The organism is Sphingomonas sp. HT-1 (assembly GCF_048568905.1).
Lineage (GTDB): Bacteria > Pseudomonadota > Alphaproteobacteria > Sphingomonadales > Sphingomonadaceae > Sphingomonas.
On record NZ_CP183770.1, the window covers coordinates 2423665 to 2449955 of the forward strand.

A 26291-nucleotide genomic window follows, 5' to 3' on the forward strand; every position below is an offset into this window, starting at 1 on the left:
CGTCACCCGAACAGGCCGTGCAGGTACCAGCTGAGATCGCCGGTCACTTGGCGCTCGCCATCGCCCTGGCGGAACAGCCAGTAGCGGCGGCCGCGCTCGTCCTCGACGCGGAAATAGTCGCGCGTGGCATGGGTCTCCACCGCGCGCTTCCACCATTCGCCATGGATACGCTCGGGCCCGTCGGCGCGGACCACCTCGTGCCGCTCGCCCCGCCAGGTGAAGCGGCGCGGCGGCTGGTCGGGGAGGGCCGCGACGACATGGTCGAGCCGCTCGGGGCGGCGGAGCAGGCGGATCGGGCGGGGCCATTCGGGGTGCCAGGGCGGCAGCGGAGCGTGCCGATCGAGCTGGCGGACATCGTCGGCCTTGAGCGGCGGGGCTTCGCGCTCGGGCGGATCGAGCGGCGGGAGGGCGGCGGCCGAGCGTTCGGGCACATCGCTTTCCACCGGCCGCATCCGCCACAGCCGCGCCATGCCGATCCGCGTCGCCAGCGTGTCGATCAGCGGCGCGAGATCGGGCACCGTCTCGGCATCCAGCCGCTCGTCGACCGGCAGCGCGCCCAGCGGTTCGCTGCGCAGCAAATGCAGCGTCATCGCATCGAGGCCATAGCCGGGTTCGATGCTGTCGATGCGGCGGGCGAGCAGGCGGAGCAGATGCGCGGGATCGCGGCTGGCGCGGGCGAGGCCGATGCCGATCCGCTGCGGCACGCCGTCGACCCGGTCGGCGACCAGCCCGATTCGGCGCGCGCCCTGCCCGGCTTCCGCCAGCGCTTCGGCGAGGCGGCGGACGAGGTCGCCCAGCCAGTGCGCGATCGCCTCGGGGGTGGCGATCGGCTCGGCGAAGCGCTGGGTGACGGCGATCGGCTCGGGCGGGGTGACCGGGGCGACCGGTTCGGGAATACGGCCCAGCGCCTGGTCGAGCCGCGCGGCGATTGTGGTACCGAAGCGGCGGACCAACGGCGCGCGGGGAAGCGCGGCGAGCTGGCCGATGCTGTCGACGCCGAGCCGGTGGAGCAGGTCGAGCGCATCGCCCTCCAGCCGCAGCGCCTCGACCGGCAGCGGGGCGAGCCAGGCACCATGCTCACCGGTCGGGCATAGGAGCAGCGTTTCCGGCCGGAAGCGCGCGAAGGCCCAGGCGGCGCCGGGGGTGTCGGCAACGGCAATCTTCGCGGCGAATCCCAGCCGAGCGAGCAGCGCATGCAGCCGGCGCAGCATCCGCGCCTCACCGCCATGGAGATGGGCGACACCGGTCAGGTCGAGGAACAGCAGGTCCTCGCTGGCCATGGTGACGCTCGGCGACCAGCGCCGGGCGAGGCTGTGCGCCAGCCGTTCAAGATCGGCGCGGTCGCCTTCCGGATCGGCGGGGTCGACACGGAGCTCCGGCACCAGCGCGCGCGCCTGGGTGAGCGCCATGCCGATGCGGATGCCCGCGGTCATTGCGGCAGGGCAGGCCGCGGCGACTTCGCTGCGGCTGCCGGTGCGGCGGGAGAGGATTCGGGGAGCCCCCCCGCCCCCTTTGTCATCCCGGCGAAAGCCGGGATCCATTACCTTCTCCGTCGAAGAAGGCGCCGAAACCGCCAGGCGAATGGATCCCGGCTTTCGCCGGGATGACGGTTGTGGGGCAGGCGCAGCCCCAGCAGCGCGCGCCGCTGGCGCCAGCCGAACCACCCCCGCCATCGCCCCGCCCTCGTCGGGCCGCATCCGCTTGAAGGCATGGTCCGCCGCTTCGCTGCGCCGGCCGAGCTCGCGCATCGGCGGCCGCTGGTGCGGCGGGAGCGCGGCGATCGCGGCGTCGCGGGCGGCCCGCGCCCAGCGCGCACCGGGCCGCCAGCCGCCGCCGCGCTGGACGGAGCAGGCCGCTTCCTGTTCGGCGGAAGCGAGCGCCTGAACGGAAGCGAGATGCTCGCCACTTTCGCTCCCCTCCCGCTTGCGGGAGGGGCTGGGGGAGGGACTGACGTGGAGGGGGTGGACTATGCTGAGATCAGCCCCTCCCCCGCCCCCTCCCGCAAGCGGAAGGGGAGCGCAGGTGGCAATGGCATGCGCATGCGTGGCGTCAGCCTGTCTCGCATGCGGGGCAGGAACGGAAGCCGGGCGATCCTGAATAGTTGCGTCTTGGTGCGCCCGCTCAGGCGGCGGCAGCGCGCGCCGCTCGGCCCGCCGCACGCGGTCGAGCGACCAGTGGGGCAGGAAGAGCGCAGCGACCCGTTGCATCGCAGGCCTCCACCAAGAGTTGGAACGATTCCCCCCCACGCTGCCGCGCCAGCGACAGCTCCCAGCGCGGCCGTCCGACCCCCTCCACCGGCAGCGGTGCCGAAGGCGCGCAGCCGATCCGCCAGCGCGTCACCGCGGCGGACGGCGCGCCCAAGGGATCGCTCCCCTCGCGCGCATGGCGCTTGAGCAGCAAGGCGATCGTGCGGCCCCCCTCGGCCACCAGTTGCAGCCGCCGCGTCGCCGGCATGGCCAGCCGCTTCACTTCGCCGATCACCGCGCCGAGGCCGCGATGGCGCAGCCCCTCTTCCATGATCGCGAGCAGTTCGTCGTCGTCGCGCGCCTCGGCATAGATCACCCGCTTGGGATCGAGCCCGACCTGCGACAGCCCGGGGGCAAACAGGTCGCGCCGCCGCACCACCCACAGCACCGGGCCCCAGCAGCGCGCGGCGACTCCGCCCAGGAACATGGTGGCGGCGCAATCGTCGGTCAGGTCGGGCGTGGCGCCGGCAATCTCGTGCAGCGCATCGAGCCGCAGCCCCCCGTCCGCCAGCTTCGAATCGAGCCGCTCCAGCCCGAACGGCAGCACCGGGCGCCGACGGAATCCGGTGCCGTCGATGGCGCTAAGCATTGCGCGCAACTGGTCGAGAGTGGCAGGATCGGGCACGGCGACTCGCTCGGGGGTTGATGACAGGTCCGACTCGTTCGTTCCTATTTTGTTCCAATCGGTGCGGGAGTCAATCGGACTCGGTGTCCCAAATTTTTAGGCCAGCCCTGCTGCCCCATCTCGACAGGCGCGTTGAAATTTTATAACAGCCTTGCGCAATTCGAGTTCGTGCGTTGTCCGTGGCGACACGGCCGTATCTGATGGAGAGACCATGACGGTGGACGCCCCGCGCGCCAACCTGCCGCCGCTATCGCTGCATGTGCCCGAGCCGCGCTTTCGCCCCGGTGACGAGGCCGATTTCAGCGACCTTGTCGTGCCCCCCGCCGGCGCCGCGCGCCGCCCGGACACCGCCGAGCCGGCCGATCGATTCCACGAACTCGCCTATGGCCTGATCCGCGTCCTCGATGACGCCGGCAACGCCGTGGGCCCCTGGGATCCGCGGCTCGATGCGGAAGCCAAGCGCAAGATGCTGCGCAGCATGGCGCTCACCCGCGCCTTCGACGAACGCATGTTCCGCGCCCAGCGCCAGGGGAAGACCAGCTTCTACATGAAGTCCACCGGCGAGGAGGCGGTGTCGGTCTCCGCCGCGCTGGCGATGGCCGGCGACGACATGTGCTTCCCCAGCTATCGCCAGCAGGGCATCCTGATCACCCGCGGCTATCCGCTGGTCGAGATGATGAACCAGATCTACTCCAACCGAGGCGATCCGCTGCAGGGCCGCCAGCTGCCGATCATGTATTCGTCGAAGGAGACCGGCTTCTTCTCGATCTCCGGCAACCTCGCCACGCAATATCCGCAGGCGGTGGGCTGGGCGATGGCGAGTGCGGCGCGCGGCGATACCCGCATCGCCGCCACCTGGTGCGGCGAGGGCTCTACCGCGGAAGGCGACTTCCACTCGGCGCTGACCTTCGCGACCGTCTACCGCGCCCCGGTGATCTTCAACGTCGTCAACAACCAGTGGGCGATCTCGAGCTTCTCCGGCTTTGCCGGCGCCGAGGCGACCACCTTCGCCGCCCGCGCGATCGGCTATGGTATCGCCGGGCTGCGCGTCGACGGCAATGATGCGCTGGCGGTCTATGCGGCGACGGAGTGGGCGGCCGAGCGCGCGCGGACCAACCAGGGCCCGACGCTGATCGAACATTTCACCTACCGCGCCGAGGGCCATTCCACTTCGGACGATCCCAGCGCCTATCGCTCGGCCGGCGAGCCCAATGCCTGGCCGCTCGGCGATCCGATCCGGCGGCTGAAGGACCATCTGATCGGCCTCGGGGAATGGGACGAGGAACGCCATGCGGCGATGGACCTCGAGCTCGCCGAGACGGTGAAGCGCGCGCAGAAGGAAGCCGAGAAGAACGGCATCCTCGGCCACGGCATGCATCAGCCGTTCGAGACGATGTTCGAGGGCGTCTTCGAGGAGATACCCTGGCATTTGAAGGAACAGAGCGACCAGATGATCGCCGAGCGCAAGGCGGCCGGGATATGAGCGACACTCCCCGGATGAACATGATCCAGGCGATCAATTCCGCCATGGACGTGATGATGGAACGCGATGACCAGGTCGTCGTGATGGGCGAGGATGTCGGCTATTTCGGCGGCGTGTTCCGCGCGACCGCCGGGCTCCAGGCCAAGTACGGCAAGACCCGCGCCTTCGACACGCCGATCACCGAGATCGGCATCATCGGCGTGGCGATCGGCATGGGCGCCTATGGCCTGCGCCCCGTGCCCGAGATCCAGTTCGCCGATTACATCTACCCGGCGCTCGACCAGCTCGTCTCCGAAGCCGCACGCCTCCGCTACCGCTCCAACGGCGACTTCACCGCGCCGATCACGGTGCGCTCGCCCTATGGCGGCGGCATCTTCGGCGGGCAGACGCACAGCCAGTCGCCCGAGGGCATCTTCACCCATGTCTCAGGCATCAAGACGGTGATCCCGTCCACCCCCTATGACGCCAAGGGCCTGCTGATCGCCGCGATCGAGGACAATGATCCCGTCCTCTTCCTCGAGCCCAAGCGCATCTATAACGGCCCGTTCGACGGCCATTATGATCGCCCGGCCAAGAACTGGACCGCGCATCCGGCGAGCGAGGTGCCCGAAGGCTATTACCGCGTCGAACTCGGCAAGGCCGCGACCGTGCGCGAGGGCGAGGCGGTGACGATCCTCTGCTACGGCACGATGGTCCACGTCGTCGCCGCGACGATCGAGGAACTTGGCGTCGATGCCGAGATCCTCGACCTGCGCACCTTGGTGCCGCTCGACATCGAGGCGATCGAAGCCTCGGTCAAGAAGACCGGACGCTGCATGATCGTCCACGAGGCGACGCGCACCTCCGGCTTCGGCGCCGAGCTTTCGGCGCTGGTGCAGGAGCGCTGCTTCTACCATCTCGAAGCGCCGATCGCCCGCGTCACCGGCTTCGACACGCCCTATCCCCACAGCCTCGAATGGGCCTATTTCCCGGGTCCCGTGCGGATCCGCGAGGCGCTCAACAAACTCCTCAAGGACTGACGCCCATGGCTCGTTTTACCTTTCGTCTGCCGGACATCGGCGAAGGCATTGCCGAGGCCGAGATCGTCGCCTGGCACGTGAAGATCGGCGACCGGATCGAAGAGGACCAGCAGGTCGCCGACATGATGACCGACAAGGCCACGGTGGAGATGGAATCGCCCGTCTCCGGCGTGGTGGTCGAGCTCGCCGGCGAAGTGGGCGACCAGGTGCCGATCGGCTCGGCGCTGATGGTGATCGAGGTCGAGGGCGAGGCTGGGGCCGAAACGGAGACGCCGGTCGAGGAGCAGGTCGGGGCCGAGAATCCTGGTGTTGAGGAAGCGACCGAGGCTGAAGCCAGCGCTACCCTCCCGCTTGCGGGAGGGGTCGGGGGTGGGCCCTCGCTCTCCATCAGCGATGCACCCGGGGAGGCCGGGGGCCCACCCCCCAGCCCCCTCCCGCACGCGGGAGGGGGAGCGCAGGAGACCAAGATCCTCGCCTCCCCCGCCGTGCGCGCCCGCGCGGCGGACCTCGGCATCGACCTCGCGCAGGTGAAGCCCGCCGAGGGCGACCGCCTCCGCCACGCCGATCTCGACGCGTTCCTGCGGTATGGCGGCGGCCAGGGCTATCACGCGCCCCACGCCAGCCGCGCCCGCGAGGATCAGCCGGTGAAGGTGATCGGCATGCGCCGCCGCATCGCCGAGAACATGGCCGCATCGAAGCGCGCGATCCCCCACTTCACCTATGTCGACGAGATCGACGTCACCGCGCTGGAGGCGATGCGCGGCGACCTCAACGCCAACCGCGGCCAGCGGCCGAAGCTGACCATGCTGCCGTTCCTGATCGTCGCCTTGTGCCGCACCCTCCCCGACTTCCCGATGCTCAACGCCCGCTATGACGACGAGGCCGGGGTGGTCACTCGCCATGGCCGCGTCCATCTCGGCATGGCGACGCAGACCGATGCCGGGCTGATGGTGCCGGTGATCCGCGACGCGCAGGACCGGAATGTCTGGCAGCTGGCGAGCGAGATCACCCGCCTCGCCGAGGCCGCACGCACCGGCAAGGCGACGTCGCAGGAGCTGAGCGGCTCCACCCTCACCGTCACTTCGCTCGGGCCGCTCGGCGGCATCGCGACGACGCCGGTGATCAACCGGCCGGAAGTGGCGATCATCGGCCCCAACAAGATCGTCGAGCGCCCCGTCTTCCACGGCGACGACATCGTCCGCGCCAAGCTGATGAACCTCTCGATCAGCTGCGACCACCGCGTCGTCGACGGCTGGGATGCGGCAAGCTTCGTCCAGGCAGTGAAGAAGCTGCTGGAGACGCCGGTCCTGCTATTCGCAGACTAGCCGTCGATTCCGATGCTGCGCCCTTGCAGTGCAGCATCGGAATCATTGGACAAACCTCCCTCCGCCGCCATGATGGTAGCGTTAACGAGTCGGGAATCGACAAGCTGGGGAGGTTTGCATGAAACGATTTTACGCGCCCGTCTTCGCCGCAGCACTCGCGGTCGCCGCACCGGGCATGGCGCTGGCCCAGAATGACAAGATGAACGCTATCGCGATCCCGGCACAGCCGGGTGCGATCGAGCTCGGCACCGGCCCGCTGCCGGACGCGAAGGCCAGCGAATCCTGGCACAGCCAATATGGCAGCGTTTTCGCCCGCAATGTCACCGTTGCCACGCTTACCCCGTTCCTGCCCGATCCCGCCAAGGCAAACGGTACGGCTGTTGTCGTAGCGCCCGGCGGCGGCTTCGTGACGCTGTCGATGGAGAATGAAGGCTGGGATGTCGCCAAGGCGCTTGCCGCGCGCGGTGTCGCTGCCTTCGTGCTGAAATATCGGCTGAACCAGTCGCCGCAGGACCTCGCGGCCTATGAAAACTTCATGCGCGATCGATTCTCCGGCGCGCGACCGGCGCGGCCCGATCCCGCGGCGATGATGGCAGGCATCGCCACACAGGTGGCCGATGCCCGCGCCGCCTTTGCGCTGATCCGCCGCCGTGCCGGGGAATGGCATGTGAACCCCGATCGGATCGGCATGATCGGCTTTTCCGCCGGTGCGATGCTCACCATCGCCACGGCGATGACCGGGCAAGACGCCAAGCCGGCCTTTATCGGCAACGTCTATGGTCCGCTCGCCTCCATGCCTGTCCCCGCTGATGCACCACCGATGTTCGTGGCCATTGCTGCGGACGATCCATTTTTCGGCAATGGCGGGTTCGGCCTGATCGAAAGCTGGCGCAACGCCAAGCGGCCGGTGGAATTCCATCTGTTCGAACAGGGCGGCCACGGCTTCGGCATGTATCCGAAGAAGACCACCAGCACCGGGTGGTTCGATGCGTTCGCCCGCTGGATGACGATGCACGACTGGATGAAGCCAGCCGCCTGATGCGAGGGAGCTTGGTCGCAGGCGACGCGTTGATGCGGCGCAAGGGCCTATCGCCCCGAAGGGAGACGAGCATGACCGACGCGACCAACACCACCCCCGTATCGAACCGCAAGACGGCGCTGACCGACGATATCCGCGCCCATTTCTCAGGCAACGGCCCGATCGTCGATAAGGCAAAAGGCTTTGCCAAGGCACGTCCCTGGACCAGCGCAGCCTTTGTCGGCATCGCGGCACTTGCCGTGCTGAACGGCCTGCGCGGCGTCCGCGCCTGACGCACCTGCCCCCGGCCGGCCGCAAAAGCGCGCCGGCCGGGGCATATCCCGCCGAAATGGATGGCACACGCTGCCGCAGGAGTAGGCCAGCGCGCTATTGCACCGGCCCTATTCCCGCTTTCCCGTCGCCTAACTTTTCTTCCTGAACTCCTACTGGAAAGCTCGGTAAACCGCGGGCCGAACCAGGTAAAAAGGGGTTAATCATGCGTACCTTCCGCAACGCGCTGCTGATCGCGGCTTCCGGTGCTGCACTCGCCGCCGGACAGGCTCAGGCCCAGGAGAGCGACGCTGCCGCCGATGCTCCGGACGAAATCGTCGTCACCGGCACGCGCACCGAAGGCCGCTCGCGGCTCGACACCGCATCTCCCGTCGATGTGCTGAGCAACCAGACCCTGACGCGGCAGGGCACGACCGAACTGGGCGCAGCGCTGGCGGCAGTGGCGCCGTCGATCGACTTCCCTCGCCCCTCGGCCACCGACGGCACCGATGCGATCCGCCCCGCAACGCTGCGCGGCCTTTCGCCCGATCAGGTGCTGGTGTTGGTGAACGGCGTGCGCGTGAACAGCTCGGCGCTGCTCAACATCAACGGCTCGGTCGGACGTGGGTCTGCTGCGGTCGATCTCAACACCATCCCGACGGCAGCGCTGGAGCGGATCGAAGTGCTGCGCGACGGCGCGTCGGCGCAATATGGATCGGACGCGATCGCGGGCGTAATCAACCTGCGGCTGCGCGAGGCCCGATCGGGTGGCGGCGCCTCGGCGACCTACGGCATCTATCACACCGATATCGATACGGCGCGCGGCAGCCGCAGCAGCACGGGCGAACCGGTGTTCACCGCCTCCGCCTGGCAGGGGATCGGCTTCGGCAACGATGGCTTCGTCACGGTCACCGGCGAATATGTGAACCGGAAGCCCACCAACCGCGCCGATTTCGATCCGCGCGTCACGCCCAGCCGCGTCACCGGCCGCTTCGGCGATCCGCAGGTGGAGCAATATACCGGCACCGTAAACGCAGGCACCGGCATCGGCGGAGGCTGGAGCCTGTACGGCTGGGGTAGCTACCAGGATCGCGACACCCGCAGCGCGGCCTTCCCGCGGCTGGCGAGCGCGACCACGGCACTGGTCGGCTATCCGGACGGCTTTCTGCCGATCATCAATACGAAGTCGACCAATGCGGTCGGCGCCGTCGGCATCAAGGGCGATGTGGGCGTCTGGGGCGTCGACCTTCATGTCGGCTATGGACGCAACAAGATCGCGTACCGGACGCAGAATTCCGCCAACTACGCCTATGGGGCCGCGAGCCCGAAGAACTTCTATGACGGCGCACTGATCTTCGACCAATGGGTGGCCGGCCTCGACGTGCGGCGCACCTTCGACGTGCTGCAGTCGCTCAACCTTGCCTTCGGTGCGGAAGGACGGCGCGAAGGCTATAAGATCACGCCGGGCGAGCCCGCCTCCTATGATGCGCCGGAGCCGCGCAACGGCCTTGCCGCCGGTGCCCAGGGCTTTGGCGGGTTCGCGCCCGTCAACGCGATCGAGCGATCGCGCCGTAGCGTTTCCGGCTATGTCGACCTGGAGGCACAGGTGACGGAGGCGTTCCTGATCGACGTGGCGGTACGCGGCGAGCATTACTCGGACTTCGGCGATACGGCCAACGGCAAGGTTTCGGCCCGTTATGACGTGGCGCCGTGGTTTGCGCTGCGCGGCACGGTTTCCACGGGTTTCCGCGCACCGAGCCTGCAGCAGCAATATTTCACCTCGGTCGCGCAGGTAATCCAGAACGGCACGCCGATCCTCACCGGCACCTTCCCGTCCACCGCGCCGGTGGCCGCTGCGCTGGGCGGCAAGCCGCTCCAGCCGGAAAAGTCGACCAACTTCTCCGTTGGAACGGTGATCCGCGCCGGCGGCTTCGACCTGAGCGTCGATGCCTATGAGATCCGGCTGCGCGACCAGCTGGGCCTGTCCGAAAACATCCAGTCGACCTTCAGCCCGCAAGTGGCGGCGATCCTGGCGCCGTTCAACGTGCCTTCGGCCCGCTTCTTCATCAACGGCCTGCGTTCTCGCACGCGCGGCATCGACGCCGTGGCGCATTATCGGCTGGGCAACGCGGCCGATGCCGCCGGCGCCTTCGACTTCACGCTGGCCGGCAATGTCAACGAGATCGTCGTAACCCGCGTGCCGACCAACACCGCGACGGTGAACCCGGCGCCGGTGCTGTTCGCCCGTAGCCGCGTTCTAACGATCGAGCAGGGTACGCCGGGCGAGAAGGTAACCGGCACGGTCGACTGGACCAAGGACGCGATCGGCCTCACGCTGCGTGGTACCTATTATGGCGACGTCAACCAGCCGGGCACCACCCCCGCGGCCGACATCCACACCGGCCAGCACCTAATCACCGATCTGGAACTGCGCTATCAGCCGCGCAAGGGCGCACAGATCGCGATCGGCACGAGCAACCTGTTCGACGTATATCCCGATCGGACGATTCCAGCGAACAACTCGACAGGCGTGGTGGGCTTTCCCTACTACTCGCCGTTCGGCTTCAACGGGCGTTATCTGTACGCCCGCCTCGGCGTGAACTGGTGAGCCGGAGGGCGGGGGCCGATCACTCGGCCTCCGTCATCACCGCCTGAGTGAGCCATTCGGCCAGGGAAGCGGCGACGGCCTCCGGCGCCTCCACCGGCATCATGTGCCCCGCGCCCGGCACGATGGTGAGGGCGGCGTGCGGTGCCAGATCGTGCATCGCGGCATGCTGCGCGGGGGGGGACCAGCGATCGTGATCGGCAGACATTAACAGCACCGGCCCGGCATAGCCCGCCAGCACCGATCCGGCATCGGCGCGGCCGAGCAGCGCCTCGATCTGCCCCAAATAGGCGGCAAGCGCATAGCCGGTCACCATCTGCCGCAGTGACGGCATCAGCGCCGCCACCCGATCGGGCGCGGCGCCCATCATCGGCGGCAGCCAGGCTTCGGCCAGCGCCGCCATCCCCTGCGACCGAGCTATATCGATCATGCGCTGGCGCCCGTCACGCTCACCAGGCGCGGGCGGATGCACGCCCGTGTTGGCAAGCACCAGTCCCGCAATTCGCTCCGGCGCCTGGCGCACCGCCTCCAGCGCGACACGTCCGCCCATCGAATGGCCGATCAGCACCAGCGGCCCGTCCGTATCGTGCAAGACTGTCTCCGCCATCGTCGTCAGCGACTCATGGCCCGGGAATGCGAAGATCCGAGTCGGCAGCGCCGCCGGCAGCCGCTCGACCACCGGCTCCCACACGCGCGCGTCGCTCAGCAGCCCGCACAGAAAGGCCAGGGTCGGGGACGATTTGCGTGTCATGCTCTCTCCTGCATCTGATTGGATCCAATCTATGGCAGAAAAGCGTGTCGCACTACCCGCGAATGAACAGGTTGCGCAACCAGGCAGGCCCGCTTTTGGCGGCGGCGCGCCAATCCCCCGCCTCCGGTTCCGCCTCGGCTGGATCGTAGCGGCGCGGATCGAACAGCTTGATCCGCGCGCCGCGATAGGTGGCCAAATCGAACGTCACCAACGTCAGCCCCTGTTCCAGCGCAGTGGCGGCGATCAGGGCAGCGCGGTCGCCCGCAATCGCCACCTGCCCCCGCCGCCGCGCGATGGCACGGTCGATCGCCAGAATATGTCCGTCGAAGGCGGGAACGAGCTGCGCATCGATCCAGCGCCGCAACGCCGCCGCCGCTTCCTTCGACTGCGCCCCCTGCACGACGGCCAGCGCCTCGATTTCGGCGAGCGTCAATGCGGAGACGAACAGTTGCTCGCGCGGAACCCCTGCGGCCCAGGCAGCCAGCCGCGGATCGCCCTGCCCGCCCTTCGCCTTGCGCAGGTCAAGCACCACCGGCGTATCGAGCAGATACATCTACCAGCGTCCGCCGGCCGGATCGACGTCGAACGGATCGGGCGCGGCCAACGCATCGACGATGCTGTCACGCTGGCCGGCGAAGGTGCGAAAGGTGGCGATGCTCATCAGCACATGTGTGGGCCGCCCGCGATCGGTGATGAACACCGGTTCCGTCCGAGCGAATCGCTTGGCCGCGCTGACGTCCTGGTTGAACTCGCGGCTGCTGATCACCTTCATTGCCGCCTCCAGCAGGCATTTTGATAGCGCTAATATGTAGGTACGTACCTAGCTTGTGGAGCCTCGGCAACACTAGGCCGTCGCCGCCGGGAAAAGTGCGGCACCAGTATCGATCGCCCCTTGCCCCCGTCCGCGCGGCAGGCTCCCTAGGGGTTCGCGATGGCGCAGCAGATGCCAGCGCACGAGGGGATCCGACCGAATGAACGAGCTGCTGACCGGCGCCTGGCACGCGCTTACCGACGTCCTCAACCCGCACGGCCCGGCGGTGCACGCCGCCAAAAGCTACGCACCCGGCGACTTCAGCATCCATTTCTTCCTGCAGCTCGCGATCATCCTGCTGGCCTGTCGCGTGGTCGGCTGGCTGGGGCAGAAATTCCTCCGGCAGCCGCAGGTGGTGGGCGAGATGATTGCCGGGGTGGTGCTCGGGCCGTCGCTGTTCGGACTGATCTTCCCCGATCTCCAGCTGGCGATCTTCCCTAAAGAAACGCGTAACATCCTCTATGCCGGCGCACAGCTGGGCGTGGGGCTGTACATGTTCATGGTCGGCCTGACGCTGCGGCTGGATCATTTCCAGTCCAAGGCGAAAAGCGCGGCCGGCGTCTCGGCCGCCGGGATCGCCGCGCCGTTCCTTCTCGCTGCGCTGATCACGCCTAGCCTGCTCACCGTGCCGGGGCTGTTCACGCCCGGGATCAGCCAGGCCAATGCGACGCTGTTCATGGGCGCCTGCATCGCGCTCACCGCCTTCCCGATGCTTGCCCGGATCATCAACGAGCGGGGCCTCGCCAACTCGGCGCTCGGCACGCTTTCGCTTACTGCCGGCGCGTTCGACGATGCCGCGTCGTGGTGCGTGCTGGCCGTGGTGCTGGCGACGTTCGGCGCCGGCGCCGGCGTTGCGGTACTCGCGATCGGCGGGGCACTGCTCTACACCGGCTTCATGCTGCTGCTCGGCCGCCGGCTGCTCGCCCCGCTTGGCCGCATCGTTGAGCAGCGCGGCGAGATGACGACGCCGATCCTGGCCGTCACGATGATGCTGTTCTGCCTCTCCGCCTTCGTGATGGACGCGATCGGCATCCATGCGATCTTCGGCGGCTTTCTGATGGGCGTTTGCATGCCACGCGGCCTGTTCGTCGAGGAGCTGAAGCGCAAGGTGGAGCCGCTGGCGGTGGTGCTGCTGCTGCCGATGTTCTTCACCTATTCGGGGCTGAACACGCGGATGGACATGGTGAACTCGCCGTCGCTGCTGCTGATCGCGCTGGGCATTCTGGCGGTATCGGTGCTCGCCAAGTTCGGAGCCTGCTGGGCCGCGGCACGGATCGCCGGCGAGGACAATCGCACCGCCTTGGGCATCGGCGCCTTGATGAACTCGCGTGGGCTGATGGAACTGATCATCATCAATATCGGGCTGCAAAAGGGCATCATCGGCCCGACGCTGTTCTCGATGCTGGTGCTGATGGCCATCATCACCACGGTGATGGCGACGCCGCTGTTCGAAGCCGTCTATGGCCGCAAGGCGCGCGAAAGCGGTGAGCTCGACGCGCTGGAGAGCGAGCTGGCGACGGCCTGAACCGTCTGCCGCCGCTCAGCCGCGCAGCTGGCCGATCAACTCGCGATGGCCGGGCAGATCGGCAACCGCCTGCTCGCCGAAGCGGCGGATCTGGGCAAAGCGCCGCATCGCCACCGCATCGTTCGGAAAGGCGCCGCGCGCGGGCGAAAGATCGGTGACGAAGTCCATGCCGTAGAGGATGTACTGATAGTTGAAATAGGCGAAGCTTTCGTGGTCGATCACGAAATCGAAGCGGCTGGGCGGGCGATGGCGCCATGCATCGAGCAACCCGGCGAGGCTGGCGGGGATGCTCGCCGGATCGGCGTTGTCGCGCCAGAACGGCTCTTCGCGCCGGCTGAGGCAATAGTGCAGCTTCAGGAAATCCACGATCCGCTCGTACCGTGCGGTCATCCGGGCGTTGAACCGGTGCGCCGCCAAATCCATGGGTCCGGCAAAGGGAAACAGCTCGGCAATCATCGCCACGGCGGTTTCGATCAGCAGGACGCCGGTGGCCTCCAGCGGCTCCAGAAATCCCGCCGAAAGACCCACCGCCACACAATTGCCCGCCCACTGCGCGGGGCGGAAGCCCGGCTCGAACGGAATGAGCCGCGCGGTATAGCGATCATGGCCGATATGCGCGCGCAACACCGCGGCCGCCGCTTCGTCGCTCATGTGCGCAGACGAATAGACGCAACCGATGCCGCGTGTGGCCTGCAGCCCGATATCCCACGTCCATCCCGCGCCATGGGCCGCGGCGATCGTTACCGGCTGTACCGGCCCTTCGGGCGCATCGGCGGCGATTTTGCAGGCCAGGGCGCGATCGGTGAACAGCACGTCGCGCGCTGAACGGAACGGGCTGCCCAGCGCCCTGCCGATCAGCGCCGCATCGAAGCCCGAACAGTCGACATAAAGGTCCGCTTCAAGCGCCCCATGCTCGCGGGTGAGGACGTGCGCGATCCCGCCCTTGCCGTCAGGCTCCACCCCGATCAGCCGACCTTCAAGATGGCCCACGCCCAGTTCGATGGCGCGCGCCTGAAGCAGAACGGCAAGCCGGGTGGCATCGAAATGATAGGCGTAGGGAAGCGGCCCGCCAAACGCATCCTCCTCCGCTCGCTTGGGTGCCCGCCCTTGCTCGACGACTCGGTTCTGGATGGTCATCGCCGCGGCGAAGGCCGGCCGCGTCGCTTCGGGCTGGAGCAGCCAATAGGGTACCAGCCCCGGCCCTTCGGCATCCAGCGGCGCTTCGAACGGGTGGAGGAAGTGATGACGGGTGCCATCGGGTAGCGGCGCATGCAGCCAGTCGTCGAAGCGTATGCCCTGCTTGAACGTGGCGGAAGTGGCGCGGACGAAGTCGCGCTCCTCGATGCCGATGAATGCCAGCGTCGCTCGAAGGGTGGGGAACGCCCCTTCTCCCACGCCGATGATACCAAGTTCCGGTGATTCGAGGACCGTGATCTCGAACGCAGCCTGCTGCGCAAGATCGAGGTACCGGGCCAGATAGGCGGCGGTGAGCCAGCCTGCCGTTCCGCCTCCCACGATCAGAATGCGCCGCTTGCCTTGCATGCTCCTTTGCTACGGCGCGACGCGGGCTACGGCAATGCGCGGCGGCGAGCGATCAGCGCCGACGCGCAACCCAGCGCCACCAGCGCCACGGCGGCCCCCAGGATCAGGTCGATCAGATAATGGGTTCCTTCGACCGGCGTCGCCAGCAGCATCGCACCGGTGATCGCGATCAGAAGCCAGCGCAGGGGTCCGCAGCGCCAAGCAGTAGCGATATACAGCGTGGCGGATGCCGCATGGAAGCTGGGCGCCGACACCAGGCCGCGCAGCTGGCCGAGATCGACCTGGTGCACCTCCCCCCGGCGGAGCGGCGGGATCAGATCCGGCTGCCAAAGCTCGCTGAGGGGCATGTAGGGGATCGGCCCTTTCCACAGTGCGGACAGCGGTCCCACCGCCGGCATCTGGCTGAACAGTGCCAGGGTGAAGATCGCCGCGATCCAGAAGGCCGCGAGGAACCGATGAGCCTCCCGCCGCTGCCCGGTGCAGGCGAACCAGCCGAGCAGCAGCGCCGGCGTCAGATAGATGCACTGATAGGCGGCCATGCCGAGCAACTGCAGCGCGCGATGATCGGCGACGAGGCGATACCAGGCAAGCCAATCGAAGCGCAGCGCCAGATCGATCCGGTGGAGCGTCGCATCGGCGAAGCCTTCGCTCAACGCCGCGATGGGATAGCTGCACACCGCCCCGGTCAGCGCCATCGCGGTGAAGAGCGCGCAATATTCCGTCCAGTCGGCAAGCGCCCGGCTCCAGCGCCGCCCGTCGCGCGCGCAGGCGACGCGGATCAGCGGCACCAGCGCCAGCATGGCATAATAAGGGATGTTGCTACGCGCGAAGGGATTGATCGTTAGCCCTGCGGCCCAGAGCAGCAGGACACAGGCAGCGACGCTGGCGAGCACGGCACCGCGTATCTGCCTCGCGGAAAAGCCGATGGCAGCGTGCGGATCGGCAGAAACGATGGTGATCGGGAACGCGACGGGGGCATTGAAGGCGGCGGCACGGAAAGGATCAGTCAAGTATGAGCTCTTCGATAACGGGGGTCGGGCATCGACCCGCAAAGCCGAGGCTGCACCGCGCGTCGCTGGCGGAACTAGCGCGGGAGCACCCCCGCGGCTAGCCCGCCCGGCCGCCCGGAACCGTTTTGCCCCAGGGCCGCGTAACCATTTGACAGCGAATTGATGATAGCCCCGGGCCATGGTGTTGGGGACGCCCCTTCCAAATCCTGCATGGCCGACTCGCCTCGCGTCCGACCGGCGCGGGACGGTGGCGGTGATCGGCGCGCTGGCGCTGACCACGCTGCTGGGCATCGGCGCGCTTACGGTCGACCTGGGCAGGGGCTATAGCCAGAGAATCGTGAACCAGCGCACCGCCGATGCCGCCGCGATCGGCGCAGCGCTCGCTTATCGCGCCGCGGCGTCTAACGAAGCCGTGCTGCAGCCGACCGCGCAGGATCTCGCCATCGCCAACGGTCTGGCCGACGCCACCGTGACCGCAACCGTGGTGCAGGACGTGCCTGCCAGCGGCAGCCGCGCGGTAAAGGTGACGATTTCCACCCCGGTGCCGATTGCCGTCGCCTCAGCGATCGGCTTCCGTGGCAGCTATGCCGTCTCCGCAACGGCCTATGCGACCCTGGCAGCCGCGCCCAGCATGGCTCCGCCCTGCATTGTCGCGCTCGCCACTTCGGGCGTTGGCATCGCGACCAGCGGTGGCGCGACGATCGACGTGCCCGATTGCACCGTGGCCGCCATTGCCGACATCAACAATCAGGGCACCCGCATCGCCGCCAAGAACATCGTTTCCGGCAGCGGCAACATCATCAACAACTGGGGGACGCTGAGCGCAACGCTGCTCCGCTATGCCGGCAGCTTTTCCAACCCGTCCTGGAACAGCGCCGTTCCGGCCAGCGACAAGATCGTCAACGCAAGCACCGCGATCGTCGATCCGCTGGCGGGCAATGCGAATATCGTGGCCGCGCGCGAGAGCATTGGGAGCAGCGTCGCGCCCAATGGGATCGGAAACCCCACCACGCCGACGGGCGCCGACTGGACGATCGGCTGGTCTCCCTCGGCCAATGTCGCCGCCTTCCGGCGCGGCAACTCGGCCAATTATGTCGTCCCTGCCGGCACCTACACGATCGGGCGCATGACGATCGAGGGCGGCCTGAACGTGCGGTTCGAGAGCGGGTCCAAGATCACGATCGCCAACGGCCTGTCGATCGGCGGCGGTTCAACCGTGGTGTTCGGCGACGTCGACCTCAAGGTGAATGGCGGCTTCGACAGCGGATCGAGCGGCATCACCTTCGGCAAGGGTAGCCTGGCCATCGGCAGCGGCACCGTCGCTTTTTCCGGGACGAGCAGCTTCGGCGACGGCCCGGTGACCATCAACAGCGCGCTGGTGCTGGGCGGCGGCGCGAAACTGACGCTGGGCGCAGGCGCGCACGCCTTCGGATCGCTGCGTATCGACGGCGGCAGTTGGCTGAAGCTGGGCGCCGGCGACCTCGACGTGCGCAGCGGCATTGCCATCGGCGGCGATTCGACGCTCGCCGCCGGCGCCGGCGCCTTCCGACTGGGGCCCGACGGGTCGGGCCGGGCGATCACCCTTTCGGGCAGCGCCGTGCTGCTGATGGGCGACGGCAGCTTCAGCGCGAACGGCGCTATCGTCACCGAAGGCGGCAGCCGGCTGGTCTTTGGCAGGACACGCAATCACCTGATCAACGGCGATTTGGCGATCGCCGGATCGGTGCTGTTCGCCCCGGGCAGATACACCATCGCCGGCAGCCTCACCAACGGCACCGGCGGCACCACCTGGCCCTATAGCTCGCCGGTGACGGGACAGAGCTATGGCACCACGATCGACGGCGTCGACGTGACCGGGTTCGATCTCGCCGGCGTCAATGTCAGCTTCATCCTGAGCGGGACCGTCAACCTGGCGGGCGGCGCCAAGAGCAAACTGCTGGCCGCATCCACCGGGACCGAGGGCGGCGCCATCACCGATCTGCTGATCGACAGCCTGACGACCGGCGCCACCAACTGGGCGGCGGGCGCGCAGAACATCTTCACCGGCGCGGTGCACCTGCCCGCCTCGGACATCACGCTCTCCGGCGGCAGCACCACCCTGTCGAACGGCCAGTGCTTCATGATGATCGCGCGGACGATCAACGCGAGCGGCGGGGCCGCCGCCGGATCCGCCTGCACCAGCATCACCGGCAGCGGCGGAAGCAGCAGCGGTGGCGATATCGGGCTCGTACGATGATCCGCCGCCTGCACGCTCTGCTCCGCGAACAACGCGGCGTGGCGACGATCGAGTTCGCGCTGCTCACCCTGTGCTTCTTCGTCGTGATGCTGCTCGCGCTCGATTTCGGGACCTATTTCGTGCAGCGCAGCCAGATCGGCAGTGCCGTCTCCGCCGCCTCGCTGTCCGCCTTCGGCACCCGGAGCAACATTCCCTTCACCGATCTGCCCGCCTATGTGCAGAAGGCCGCGCGCATGCCCGAACTGCAGGTGTCGGTACGCTGCAACGACAGCACGACCTGTGCGAACAGCAGCCGAAGCTGTGCCTGCCTTACCAAGACCGGCAGCTTCATCGGCGCCAGCTGCGGCGCCAGCTGCGGGAGCGGCACCAGCGCGGGTTCGACCGCGGGCTATTATCTCCGGATCAGCGCGACCACCCCCTATCGGGCGATGGTACTGCCGAAGGGCATGTTGAACGGGACGTCGATCACCCAATCCGTGACGGTGCGGGTGGAATGAAGGCGAAGCGCCTCGCCGGCGATGCGCGCGGCGCCACCGCCGTGGAATTCGCATTGCTCGCGCCGGTATTCCTGCTGCTGCTCTGCGGGATCGTCGAGGTCGGTCGGCTGCTCTGGGCGAAGCAGGTGCTGACGGAGGTGGCCTATAGCGCCGCCCGCTGCGCTGCCATCGGCGCCGGGTGCAAGACGGCCGCCGAGGTCCAGAGCTTCGCCGCCACCCGCGCGATCGGCTGGGGCCTGAAGCTCGACGCACAGCGGGTGAGCTACACCGCCAGCACCACCTGCGACGGCAATGCCGGAAACGCCCAGGTGGCGCTGCGCTATGCCTTCGCCTCGCCGATCACCGGCCTGATCCCGGGGCTGGCCGGCGATCTCGAGGCACGCGGCTGTTTTCCGCGGCTCAACTAGGCGAGTTGGCCCGCAACTCGTCGCAAAATTGAGCCGCGCGGGGTTTTACTGTCACAGATCGTCCCTAGCTGGCGAGCAAAACCGGGAGGAGCGGATGCACTCGATACCGCCGACGATCGCACCGGAAGCGATCGCCTGTATTGCCGAAGGCCGCGAGCCCACCTCTGCGGAGCTGGAGCGCGTAGCCCGCCGCATCCACAGCGAGCTGACCGGCGCGCAGCCGGCCTTCGCCTGGGGTGAGAGCGGCAGCGACAGCTCCGTCGATCTGGTCAGCCGGCGACTTGCCGAAGCGACGCTGCGCGGCAGCCGAACCTGATCGATTTCCCGCCATTGGCAGGACCGACGAAAATTGCTACCGGTGTCAACAAGCCGCCGACCGCTGCGCCGAGGCAGGGTTCGGTGATAAAAGAATGGCTTGGGAGAGCGGTATGCGCGTGTGGGGGATTTCGGCACTGGCTCTGGCGACAGCAACGCCCGCCGTCGCGCAAAGCGCGGGCGAGGACGGGCTGCTCTTCCACCTTTCCGCCGACAAGAGCCTGACCGCGGACGTCGCGCTGGGCGATCCCGTCCCCAATTTCCGTTCGGCAGTGTCGATTGTCCCGGATGGCGCGATCGGCGGCGCGGCGCGCTGGGCGGACGAGGGCTATGTCGCCTGGAACGCACCCGGCAACATGCGCGCCGAACGCGGCACGCTGGCATTTTTCTGGCGCGCCCGCACGCCGCCGGGCGAAGCCCCTTTCGTGATCTTCCGCGCTGGCTTCGCCGATCATTCCAGCTGGGACATGGCGTTCCTGCGGATCGACTGGAACGGCCGTGGCTTCGACGCCTTTGTCACCGACGCCAATCTTTCGCGGCTGCGCGTCTCATTCCGGCTCGAGCGCGTGCCCGCGCCGGAGGAATGGCAGCATCTTGCCTTTGCCTGGGACGAGACGCAGGGCGTGCGGCTGTTCCTGAACGGTCGCGAGGTCGCGCGAAAGGCGCAGCAGGCAGATCTGGACGCGGGGCTGGACCAGTTCGGCATGGCCGGCCGCGTCATCAGCCCGCATCAGGTGCAGAGTCGCTATAACTTCATGCGCGGCAGCGACCTTGACGAGATCCGCGTCTATGATCGGATGCTGGGCACCGCGGACGTGGCGGCACTTGCCGCCCGTACGCTGCCGAGCGCCGCGGCGCCGCGCGACATCGCCGCCGAGCGTGCTGCGTGGCTGCATCGCTATGGCTGGGACAAGGCCTCGCCGCCCCCGCTCACCACCAAGGCGACGCGAGTACGCAAGGTGGAGTTCGCCGATGCGCGCGACCTGAAACAGTGGATGTGGAAGGGCGTCGACGGCATCGCCGAGACGACCTGGCCCGGCGTGTACAACCGATCGCGCCTGCCCGGCCGCACCGACTATTTCGAGCTTCCCGATTGGAACACCTATGTCGAAGGCGGCAAGGCTTATACGCTAACCGTGCCGGCGGGCGAGGCGTTCAATCGCGTCGAGATTCGCGGCGCCGCCTATGGCGATCTCGCCTGGTCGGGCGATGGCGAGCGGTTCACGAAACTGGCGGAGCGCGCGCGCGGCGTGGTCCGGTCGGTGGACGCGCTCGCCCAACGCACGGGCGGCACGCTGCGCTTCACCAACGCGATGCAGGAACAGCCGATCCAAGAGATCTGGGCCTATCAGGTGGAGGACGCCCCCGAGCCGGCAGGCAGCTTCAAGCTCAGCTACCGGGTGAACGCCAAGGCGGCCGCCAACCTCGCCGCGCTGGCAGGCCTGAACCGCTACATCGCCGGCCGCTTCGCTCCCGAGGAACGCAGCACCGTGCTGGCGATGCCCAAATCGGGCGTGCGCGCGGCGGTGGGTGCGGGTGCGGCGGGCGACAGCGGCGCGGCGGTGCGCCCGGCCGGCGCCAAGCCGATCGTCCACTTGCTGATCCCGTCGAACCTCAACCAGGCGCATGCCGATCAGCCGCTGGCGCGCGCCTTCAACTATGGCTGGCGCAACCTGCACGACGGACTGGATGGCATCGCCATCGATCTGCCGGCGCTGAAGGCGACGCCCAACGCCGACGGGCTGATCCCGCTCAACCTCCGTGTGCATGATCCGATCTGGCCGCAGCGCGACCTGATAGACTTCTCCTTCTCGGTCCGGCCGGGCGAGGCGCGAACGTTGTGGCTCGATCTGCGCGACCGCATCCTCAGCGACGACAGCCTGTTCCTGACTCTCGCCTCCGCCGCACCGGACTTCGATGCCGAGGGGCTGGACGGCGCCGAGATCCGCCTCGTCTTCAAGCCACGCGCCGAGGCGCTGGCCGAGCATGTCGCCGATCGCTTCCACCAGGTGAAGGACAATTGGGGCTTCCTGGTCGAAGAACATACGTCGTCCGAGCGGGCCGCGCTCTATCGCCGGGTGCGCACCGATGCGAGCGATCTGCTGCGCGTCGATCCCGAACACAAGGAAATGCGCGCTTATTGGGCGGATATCGATTATCGGCCGGAGAACATGGCAGCGGAGGCATTGCCGCCCATCCCCGCCGGCGTGCCCGCTTGGGCGGCGCGACAGCTGCAGGATCTGCGGCTCACCCGGCGCTTCGTCGAATGGTGGATCGACAATCGCCAGGTACCCTATGGTGACTTCGGGGGGGGGATCAGCGACGATTCCGATCTGCTCCAGCAATGGCCCGGTCTGGCGCTGATGGGCGTCATCCCCGACAAGGTGAATGCGTCGCTGCGCGCGCTCGACGATGCAGCCTATCGCAACGGCATGATCGAAAACGGGCTCGGCACGATCACCACCGATGAACTGCACGCCTATGAGGAAGGGCTGAACGCCGATGCGGCGCGGCTCTACCTCAATTGGGGCGAGCCGAAGACGATCGAGCGGCTGTTCGCCACCACCCGCGCGCTGCGCACCGTGATCCTGCCCAATCCGGCGGGCCATCTCCACTTCGCCAGCAACTGGTATGGCGCCCGGCAGATGTACCGCGAAGGCGCGTTCGAATGGCAGAAGCCCTATAGCTATGTGGTGATGCACGCGCCGATCCTGCTCGGCGTGTTCAATGCCGGGCCGCAGGCACGCGGGCTGGTGACGGGGCTCGCCGATGGCTGGCTGGCGCATGGCAAGCAGGACGCTGACGGCCGCTGGAGCTTCCCCAACGAAATCAACTGGCGCAGCGATGCCACCCGTGTCGGCGACGGCGGCGGCGTCAGCGTGCCGTTGCAGACGGCATGGGCCGCCTGGCGCTTCACCGGCGATACCGCCTATCTGCGCCCGCTGGCCGCCCGGCCGCAGGCAGTCGGCGAGATCAACGAGAATGTCGCGCTGCTGCCCGAAACCCGTGCGCTGGTGAACGCGAAAGGCAGCAGCGATGCCGCCCGCATCGCGGCCTGGACCGTCAGCGGCGATCCGGCCGGACTGGTGCCGCTGCACGAAGCCGCGATCCTTGAAAAGTCGGCCCGGCTGCCGTTGATGACCGAAGGCCATTGGTGGACCGACCGCGTCGAAAGCGAGAACCAGTGGCTGCAGCGCGAGCGGCTGGGCGGGATCGCCTTGCGCCGCAACCAGACCTATCCCGGCAACGCCGTGAGCTGGCGCTTTGCCAAGGCCGATGCGGCCGAGCAGGTGGCACTGCTGGTGCCGGGCGCGACGCCGTCCGCCTTCACCGTAGAAGCGTTCAACACCAGCGCCGTGCCGCAGGACGCGGCGATGACGACCTGGAACGTCACCGCTGGCCGCTGGTCGATGCGCGGCCCCAACGGCACCGTCACCATGCTCGAACTCGGGCGATCCAGCACCGTGCCGATCCGCTTCGCCCCGGGAGCCAGCCGCTATGTCTTCACGCTGGAAGCAGCGGGCGATCCCGTCGAGCGGCGGGCGGATCTGGGCATTGGCCGCGACGATGTGGCGGTGAAGGACCGCACCGTGACCGTCACCGTGCACAGCCTGGGCCATCGCGCCACGACCGGCGGCGTGGTGATCGTAAGCGGGCCCCGGGGTGAACTGGGACGTGCGACGCTGCCGGCGATGGAGGCGCCCGAGGATCTGAAGCCGCGGACCACCCAGGTGCGGATTCCGCTACGCGGTGCCGGCCGGCCCAGCACGGTCCGCATCGCGCTGCCCGGCGACGCGCCGGAGGTGACGCTGCACAACAACCGGGTAACGCTGAACGACTAAAGCGAAACCACTGGAACTTGGGGGACGGCAACCGGGAATGGGTTGCGCGGCGGCAGTGGCTGCCCCAACGGGGGGCCATGTCCACCATCCCCGACCGCGCCGGCCTGATGCTCGGCGTCTCTGCCTATGCCCTATGGGGGGTGCTGCCGCTCTACCTCCACCTGCTGCACGACGTTCCGGCGCTGCAGGTGCTTGCCCACCGGGTAGTCTGGTCGTTGCTGCTGCTCGCTGCGATCGTCATCGCGCTGCGGCGGGTGCGCGCCATCGCCGCGGCGGCGCGCGGCCGTACCTTGCTGTTGCTGGCGGGGAGCGCCGCGCTGATTGCGGTGAACTGGCTGGTCTATATCTGGGCGGTGCAGCACGATCATGTGCTGGACGCGAGCCTTGGCTATTTCATCAACCCGCTGGTCAATGTGGCGCTGGGCATGCTGGTGTTGGGCGAGCGGCTGCGGCGGCTGCAGGGCGTGGCGATCGGCGTTGCCGCTATCGGCGTGCTCCTGCTGACCGTGCAGGGTGGCGATGCGCTATGGGTGCCGCTGGCGCTCGCGCTCAGCTTCGGGGCCTATGGCCTGCTCCGCAAGGTGGCCGCGATCGATGCGTTGGGCGGGCTTACGGTCGAGACCCTGCTGCTCGCGCCCGCTAGCCTGGCGGTGCTGCTCTGGGCCGCGCAGGACGGCACCCAGGCATTCGGTGCGTCCACGCGGATCGATGTGCTGCTGATCGCGGCCGGGGCCGTTACCGCCACGCCCCTGCTGTTGTTCGCCGCTGCCGCCCGCCGACTGCCCTATGCGACGATGGGACTGCTGCAATACATCGCGCCGACGCTGCAGTTCCTGGAGGCGGTGCTGCTCTTCGGCGAGCCGGTGCTGCCGGTGCACTATGTCACCTTCGCGCTGATCTGGTCCGGCTGCGCCATCTATGCATGGGACAGCATCCGGGCCTATCGCGCCGTCGCTACGCGGTGACCGGAGGGGGCGGCACCGGCCACCCCAAAGGCTTCAGGCGAGCGCGATATCCGGCGCGTCTTCGGCCTTCATGCCGATCACGTTGTAGCCGGCGTCGACATGGTGGATCTCGCCGGTGACGCCCGATGCCAGGTCCGACAGCATGTACAGGCCGGCGCCGCCGACATCCTCGATCGTGACGTTGCGGCGAAGCGGCGCGTTCAGCTGGTTCCACTTCAGGATATAGTTGAAGTCGCCGATGCCGCGCGCTGCCAGCGTCTGGATCGGCCCTGCGGAGATCGCGTTGACGCGGATGTTGCGCGGGCCCAGGTCCATGGCGAGATACTTCACCGACGTTTCCAGCGCCGACTTCGCCACGCCCATCACGTTGTAATGGGGTACCACCTTCTCGGCGCCGTAATAGCTGAGCGTCAGCAGGCTGCCCCCATTCGGCATCAGCCGCTGTGCGCGCTGGGCGACGGCGGTGAAGCTGAACACCGAGATGTTCATCGTCATCAGGAAGTTATCGAGCGTGGTGTCGTAATAATGCCCGCGCAGCTGGCTCTTGTCGGAAAAGCCGATCGCGTGGACGATGAAATCGATCGTCGGCCACCGCGCCGCCAGCGTCTCGAACGTACCGTCCAGTGCCGCCATGTCGGACACGTCGCAGTCGATGAGGAAATCGGAGCCAACCTGCTCGGCCAGCGGCTTCACGCGCTTGAGCAGTGCTTCGCCCTGATAGGAAAAGGCCATTTCCGCACCCTGGGCGTGCAGCGCCTTCGCAATTCCCCAGGCCAGCGACTTATCGTTGGCGAGGCCCATGATGAGCCCGCGCTTCCCATGCATCAATCCGGTCACGTCTTCTGAATCTCCTGTCCCTGGTGCTCCTCTAGACCGGGTTCGGGCACTTCCGCCAGAGCGGCGTTGAGTTCCGCCCCTACGACGAGCCCGAGTCCCACCAGGAAGAAGAAGATCAGAGCGACCATTACCCCCGCCAGGCTGCCATAGGTCGCACCATAGCCGCCCATCATGCCCAGCGCCAACGGAAGGCCGCCGGTAACTCCCAGCCACCAAAGCGTAGTCATCAGCGCGCCGGGCCATTTCGGATAGCAATGAGAACGATATTGCGAGGGTGTAAGCGCGTAGAACAGTACGAACAAGGCGCCGAACAGCGCGAAGCCAGGAACGGCGCGGCCCGCCGCGGCAAAGCGCTGCGCCTCGGTCGCCCAGGGCAGAATGCGGTAGAGGAACTGTTCGATGCCCGTCAGGATCACCTGGAAGGTGAAAGCCAGCATCACCATCACCACCGCCCCGACGATCATCCCGATCGAGGCTAGGCGATAGCGCCAGAACGGCGTGCTCGACGTGACGCCATAGGCCTGGTGCAGGATGCCCCGGATCGTCTCGATGAAGCCCGCGGTCGTCCACAGCCCCACCAGCCCGCCGAACCACAACAGACCGCCGGTACGGCCGTTCAGCACTTCGACGACCGGCCCGCGCAGCAGGTCCGCCACATCCGGCGGCACCGTCTGCAGGAACGCCTCCAGCGCATGAATGCCTGTGCCGGTACGCCCGACCAAGCTGGCAACAGCCGTTGCGACGATGAAGAACGGGAACAGGGTGACCAACGACAGATAGGCCAGGTTCCCCGCATAGGTGAACCCTTCGTTGAACGTGCCCAGCGCCACGCGCTTGGTGATTTCCACCATGCGCGCGGTGATGCCAAGGTCTTGCAGACGCTGCGGAATGGCGCCGCCTAAACCACGTCGCCGACCTTCGGGCGAGTGCGGCGAAATCGGATTCAGCGGCTCTTCCACAAG

General features: G+C 67.7%; 23 protein-coding genes. 14 read left to right on the forward strand and 9 right to left on the reverse strand.

What is annotated here, in order from left to right:
* Positions 1-2: 2 nt before the first annotated feature.
* A complete protein-coding gene (locus ACNFJ7_RS11190) occupies positions 3-1433 on the reverse strand; it encodes a DUF6504 family protein (RefSeq protein ID WP_419724220.1) in 1431 nt (476 codons plus the stop codon).
* Between the two features lie 268 nt (positions 1434-1701).
* Here ACNFJ7_RS11190 and ACNFJ7_RS11195 point away from each other — a divergent pair, with 268 nt between their 5' ends.
* The gene (locus ACNFJ7_RS11195) at positions 1702-1884 is read left to right on the forward strand and encodes a hypothetical protein (RefSeq protein ID WP_419724221.1); all 183 of its coding nucleotides are present in this window, start codon (positions 1702-1704) and stop codon (positions 1882-1884) included.
* 237 nt (positions 1885-2121) lie between these two features.
* On the opposite strand, the gene ACNFJ7_RS11200 is transcribed toward ACNFJ7_RS11195, so the two are convergent.
* A complete protein-coding gene (locus ACNFJ7_RS11200) occupies positions 2122-2835 on the reverse strand; it encodes an ImuA family protein (RefSeq protein WP_019370886.1) in 714 nt (237 codons plus the stop codon).
* A gap of 247 nt (positions 2836-3082) precedes the next feature.
* Here ACNFJ7_RS11200 and ACNFJ7_RS11205 point away from each other — a divergent pair, with 247 nt between their 5' ends.
* The 6 genes from ACNFJ7_RS11205 to ACNFJ7_RS11230 all read left to right on the forward strand — a co-directional run bounded on the left by ACNFJ7_RS11205 (position 3083) and on the right by ACNFJ7_RS11230 (position 10594).
* Complete coding sequence (locus ACNFJ7_RS11205) at positions 3083-4354, forward strand: 3-methyl-2-oxobutanoate dehydrogenase (2-methylpropanoyl-transferring) subunit alpha (protein WP_019370887.1); 1272 nt, start codon at positions 3083-3085, stop codon at positions 4352-4354.
* Positions 4355-4368: 14 nt separating this feature from the next.
* Positions 4369-5373 (forward strand): alpha-ketoacid dehydrogenase subunit beta, encoded by a 1005-nt coding sequence (locus ACNFJ7_RS11210; protein WP_019370888.1) that lies wholly within the window; start codon positions 4369-4371, stop codon positions 5371-5373.
* Between the two features lie 5 nt (positions 5374-5378).
* Positions 5379-6698 (forward strand): dihydrolipoamide acetyltransferase family protein, encoded by a 1320-nt coding sequence (locus tag ACNFJ7_RS11215; protein WP_019370889.1) that lies wholly within the window; start codon positions 5379-5381, stop codon positions 6696-6698.
* 118 nt (positions 6699-6816) lie between these two features.
* Positions 6817-7737 (forward strand): alpha/beta hydrolase, encoded by a 921-nt coding sequence (locus tag ACNFJ7_RS11220; RefSeq protein WP_019370890.1) that lies wholly within the window; start codon positions 6817-6819, stop codon positions 7735-7737.
* Positions 7738-7808: 71 nt separating this feature from the next.
* A complete protein-coding gene (locus ACNFJ7_RS11225; RefSeq protein ID WP_019370891.1) occupies positions 7809-8009 on the forward strand; it encodes a hypothetical protein in 201 nt (66 codons plus the stop codon).
* A 203-nt stretch (positions 8010-8212) separates the two neighbouring features.
* The gene (locus ACNFJ7_RS11230) at positions 8213-10594 is read left to right on the forward strand and encodes a TonB-dependent receptor plug domain-containing protein (protein ID WP_019370892.1); all 2382 of its coding nucleotides are present in this window, start codon (positions 8213-8215) and stop codon (positions 10592-10594) included.
* A gap of 19 nt (positions 10595-10613) precedes the next feature.
* Here the strand turns inward: ACNFJ7_RS11230 and ACNFJ7_RS11235 are convergent, their stop codons facing one another.
* The 3 genes from ACNFJ7_RS11235 to ACNFJ7_RS11245 are packed head-to-tail and all read right to left on the reverse strand — an operon-like array spanning position 10614 to position 12114.
* Complete coding sequence (locus tag ACNFJ7_RS11235; RefSeq protein ID WP_019370893.1) at positions 10614-11342, reverse strand: alpha/beta fold hydrolase; 729 nt, start codon at positions 11340-11342, stop codon at positions 10614-10616.
* Positions 11343-11394: 52 nt separating this feature from the next.
* A complete protein-coding gene (locus ACNFJ7_RS11240) occupies positions 11395-11895 on the reverse strand; it encodes a PIN domain-containing protein (protein WP_019370894.1) in 501 nt (166 codons plus the stop codon).
* Complete coding sequence (locus ACNFJ7_RS11245) at positions 11896-12114, reverse strand: type II toxin-antitoxin system Phd/YefM family antitoxin (protein WP_019370895.1); 219 nt, start codon at positions 12112-12114, stop codon at positions 11896-11898.
* Positions 12115-12313: 199 nt separating this feature from the next.
* Between ACNFJ7_RS11245 and ACNFJ7_RS11250 the strand changes: the two genes are divergently transcribed.
* Positions 12314-13678, forward strand: a complete 1365-nt coding sequence (locus ACNFJ7_RS11250; protein ID WP_019370896.1) for a cation:proton antiporter — start codon at positions 12314-12316, stop codon at positions 13676-13678.
* 15 nt (positions 13679-13693) lie between these two features.
* On the opposite strand, the gene ACNFJ7_RS11255 is transcribed toward ACNFJ7_RS11250, so the two are convergent.
* Positions 13694-15220, reverse strand: coding sequence for a tryptophan halogenase family protein (locus ACNFJ7_RS11255; RefSeq protein ID WP_019370897.1), 1527 nt, complete (start codon positions 15218-15220; stop codon positions 13694-13696).
* A gap of 26 nt (positions 15221-15246) precedes the next feature.
* The gene (locus ACNFJ7_RS11260; protein ID WP_019370898.1) at positions 15247-16230 is read right to left on the reverse strand and encodes a phosphatase PAP2 family protein; all 984 of its coding nucleotides are present in this window, start codon (positions 16228-16230) and stop codon (positions 15247-15249) included.
* 247 nt (positions 16231-16477) lie between these two features.
* Between ACNFJ7_RS11260 and ACNFJ7_RS11265 the strand changes: the two genes are divergently transcribed.
* The 6 genes from ACNFJ7_RS11265 to rarD all read left to right on the forward strand — a co-directional run bounded on the left by ACNFJ7_RS11265 (position 16478) and on the right by rarD (position 24492).
* Positions 16478-18466: a hypothetical protein gene (locus tag ACNFJ7_RS11265; protein ID WP_019370899.1), complete on the forward strand. Its 1989-nt coding sequence runs from the start codon at positions 16478-16480 to the stop codon at positions 18464-18466.
* Positions 18463-18963 carry a TadE/TadG family type IV pilus assembly protein gene (locus ACNFJ7_RS11270; protein ID WP_019370900.1) on the forward strand — a complete coding sequence of 167 codons (501 nt, stop codon included), beginning with the start codon at positions 18463-18465 and terminating at the stop codon, positions 18961-18963. The genes ACNFJ7_RS11265 and ACNFJ7_RS11270 overlap by 4 nt, the downstream gene beginning before the upstream one ends.
* Positions 18960-19370, forward strand: a complete 411-nt coding sequence (locus ACNFJ7_RS11275; protein WP_019370901.1) for a TadE/TadG family type IV pilus assembly protein — start codon at positions 18960-18962, stop codon at positions 19368-19370. The genes ACNFJ7_RS11270 and ACNFJ7_RS11275 overlap by 4 nt, the downstream gene beginning before the upstream one ends.
* 94 nt (positions 19371-19464) lie before the next feature.
* Complete coding sequence (locus ACNFJ7_RS11280; protein ID WP_019370902.1) at positions 19465-19686, forward strand: hypothetical protein; 222 nt, start codon at positions 19465-19467, stop codon at positions 19684-19686.
* Positions 19687-19798: 112 nt separating this feature from the next.
* The gene (locus tag ACNFJ7_RS11285) at positions 19799-23527 is read left to right on the forward strand and encodes a LamG-like jellyroll fold domain-containing protein (RefSeq protein ID WP_019370903.1); all 3729 of its coding nucleotides are present in this window, start codon (positions 19799-19801) and stop codon (positions 23525-23527) included.
* Between the two features lie 77 nt (positions 23528-23604).
* Positions 23605-24492, forward strand: coding sequence for an EamA family transporter RarD (gene rarD, locus ACNFJ7_RS11290; RefSeq protein ID WP_058805401.1), 888 nt, complete (start codon positions 23605-23607; stop codon positions 24490-24492).
* A gap of 33 nt (positions 24493-24525) precedes the next feature.
* Here rarD and fabI read toward each other — a convergent pair whose 3' ends face one another.
* Complete coding sequence (fabI, locus tag ACNFJ7_RS11295; protein ID WP_026009367.1) at positions 24526-25329, reverse strand: enoyl-ACP reductase FabI; 804 nt, start codon at positions 25327-25329, stop codon at positions 24526-24528.
* On the reverse strand, positions 25326-26288 hold the full coding sequence (locus tag ACNFJ7_RS11300) for a YihY/virulence factor BrkB family protein (RefSeq protein WP_019370906.1): 963 nt from the start codon (positions 26286-26288) through the stop codon (positions 25326-25328). The genes fabI and ACNFJ7_RS11300 overlap by 4 nt, the downstream gene beginning before the upstream one ends.
* Positions 26289-26291: the final 3 nt, after the last annotated feature.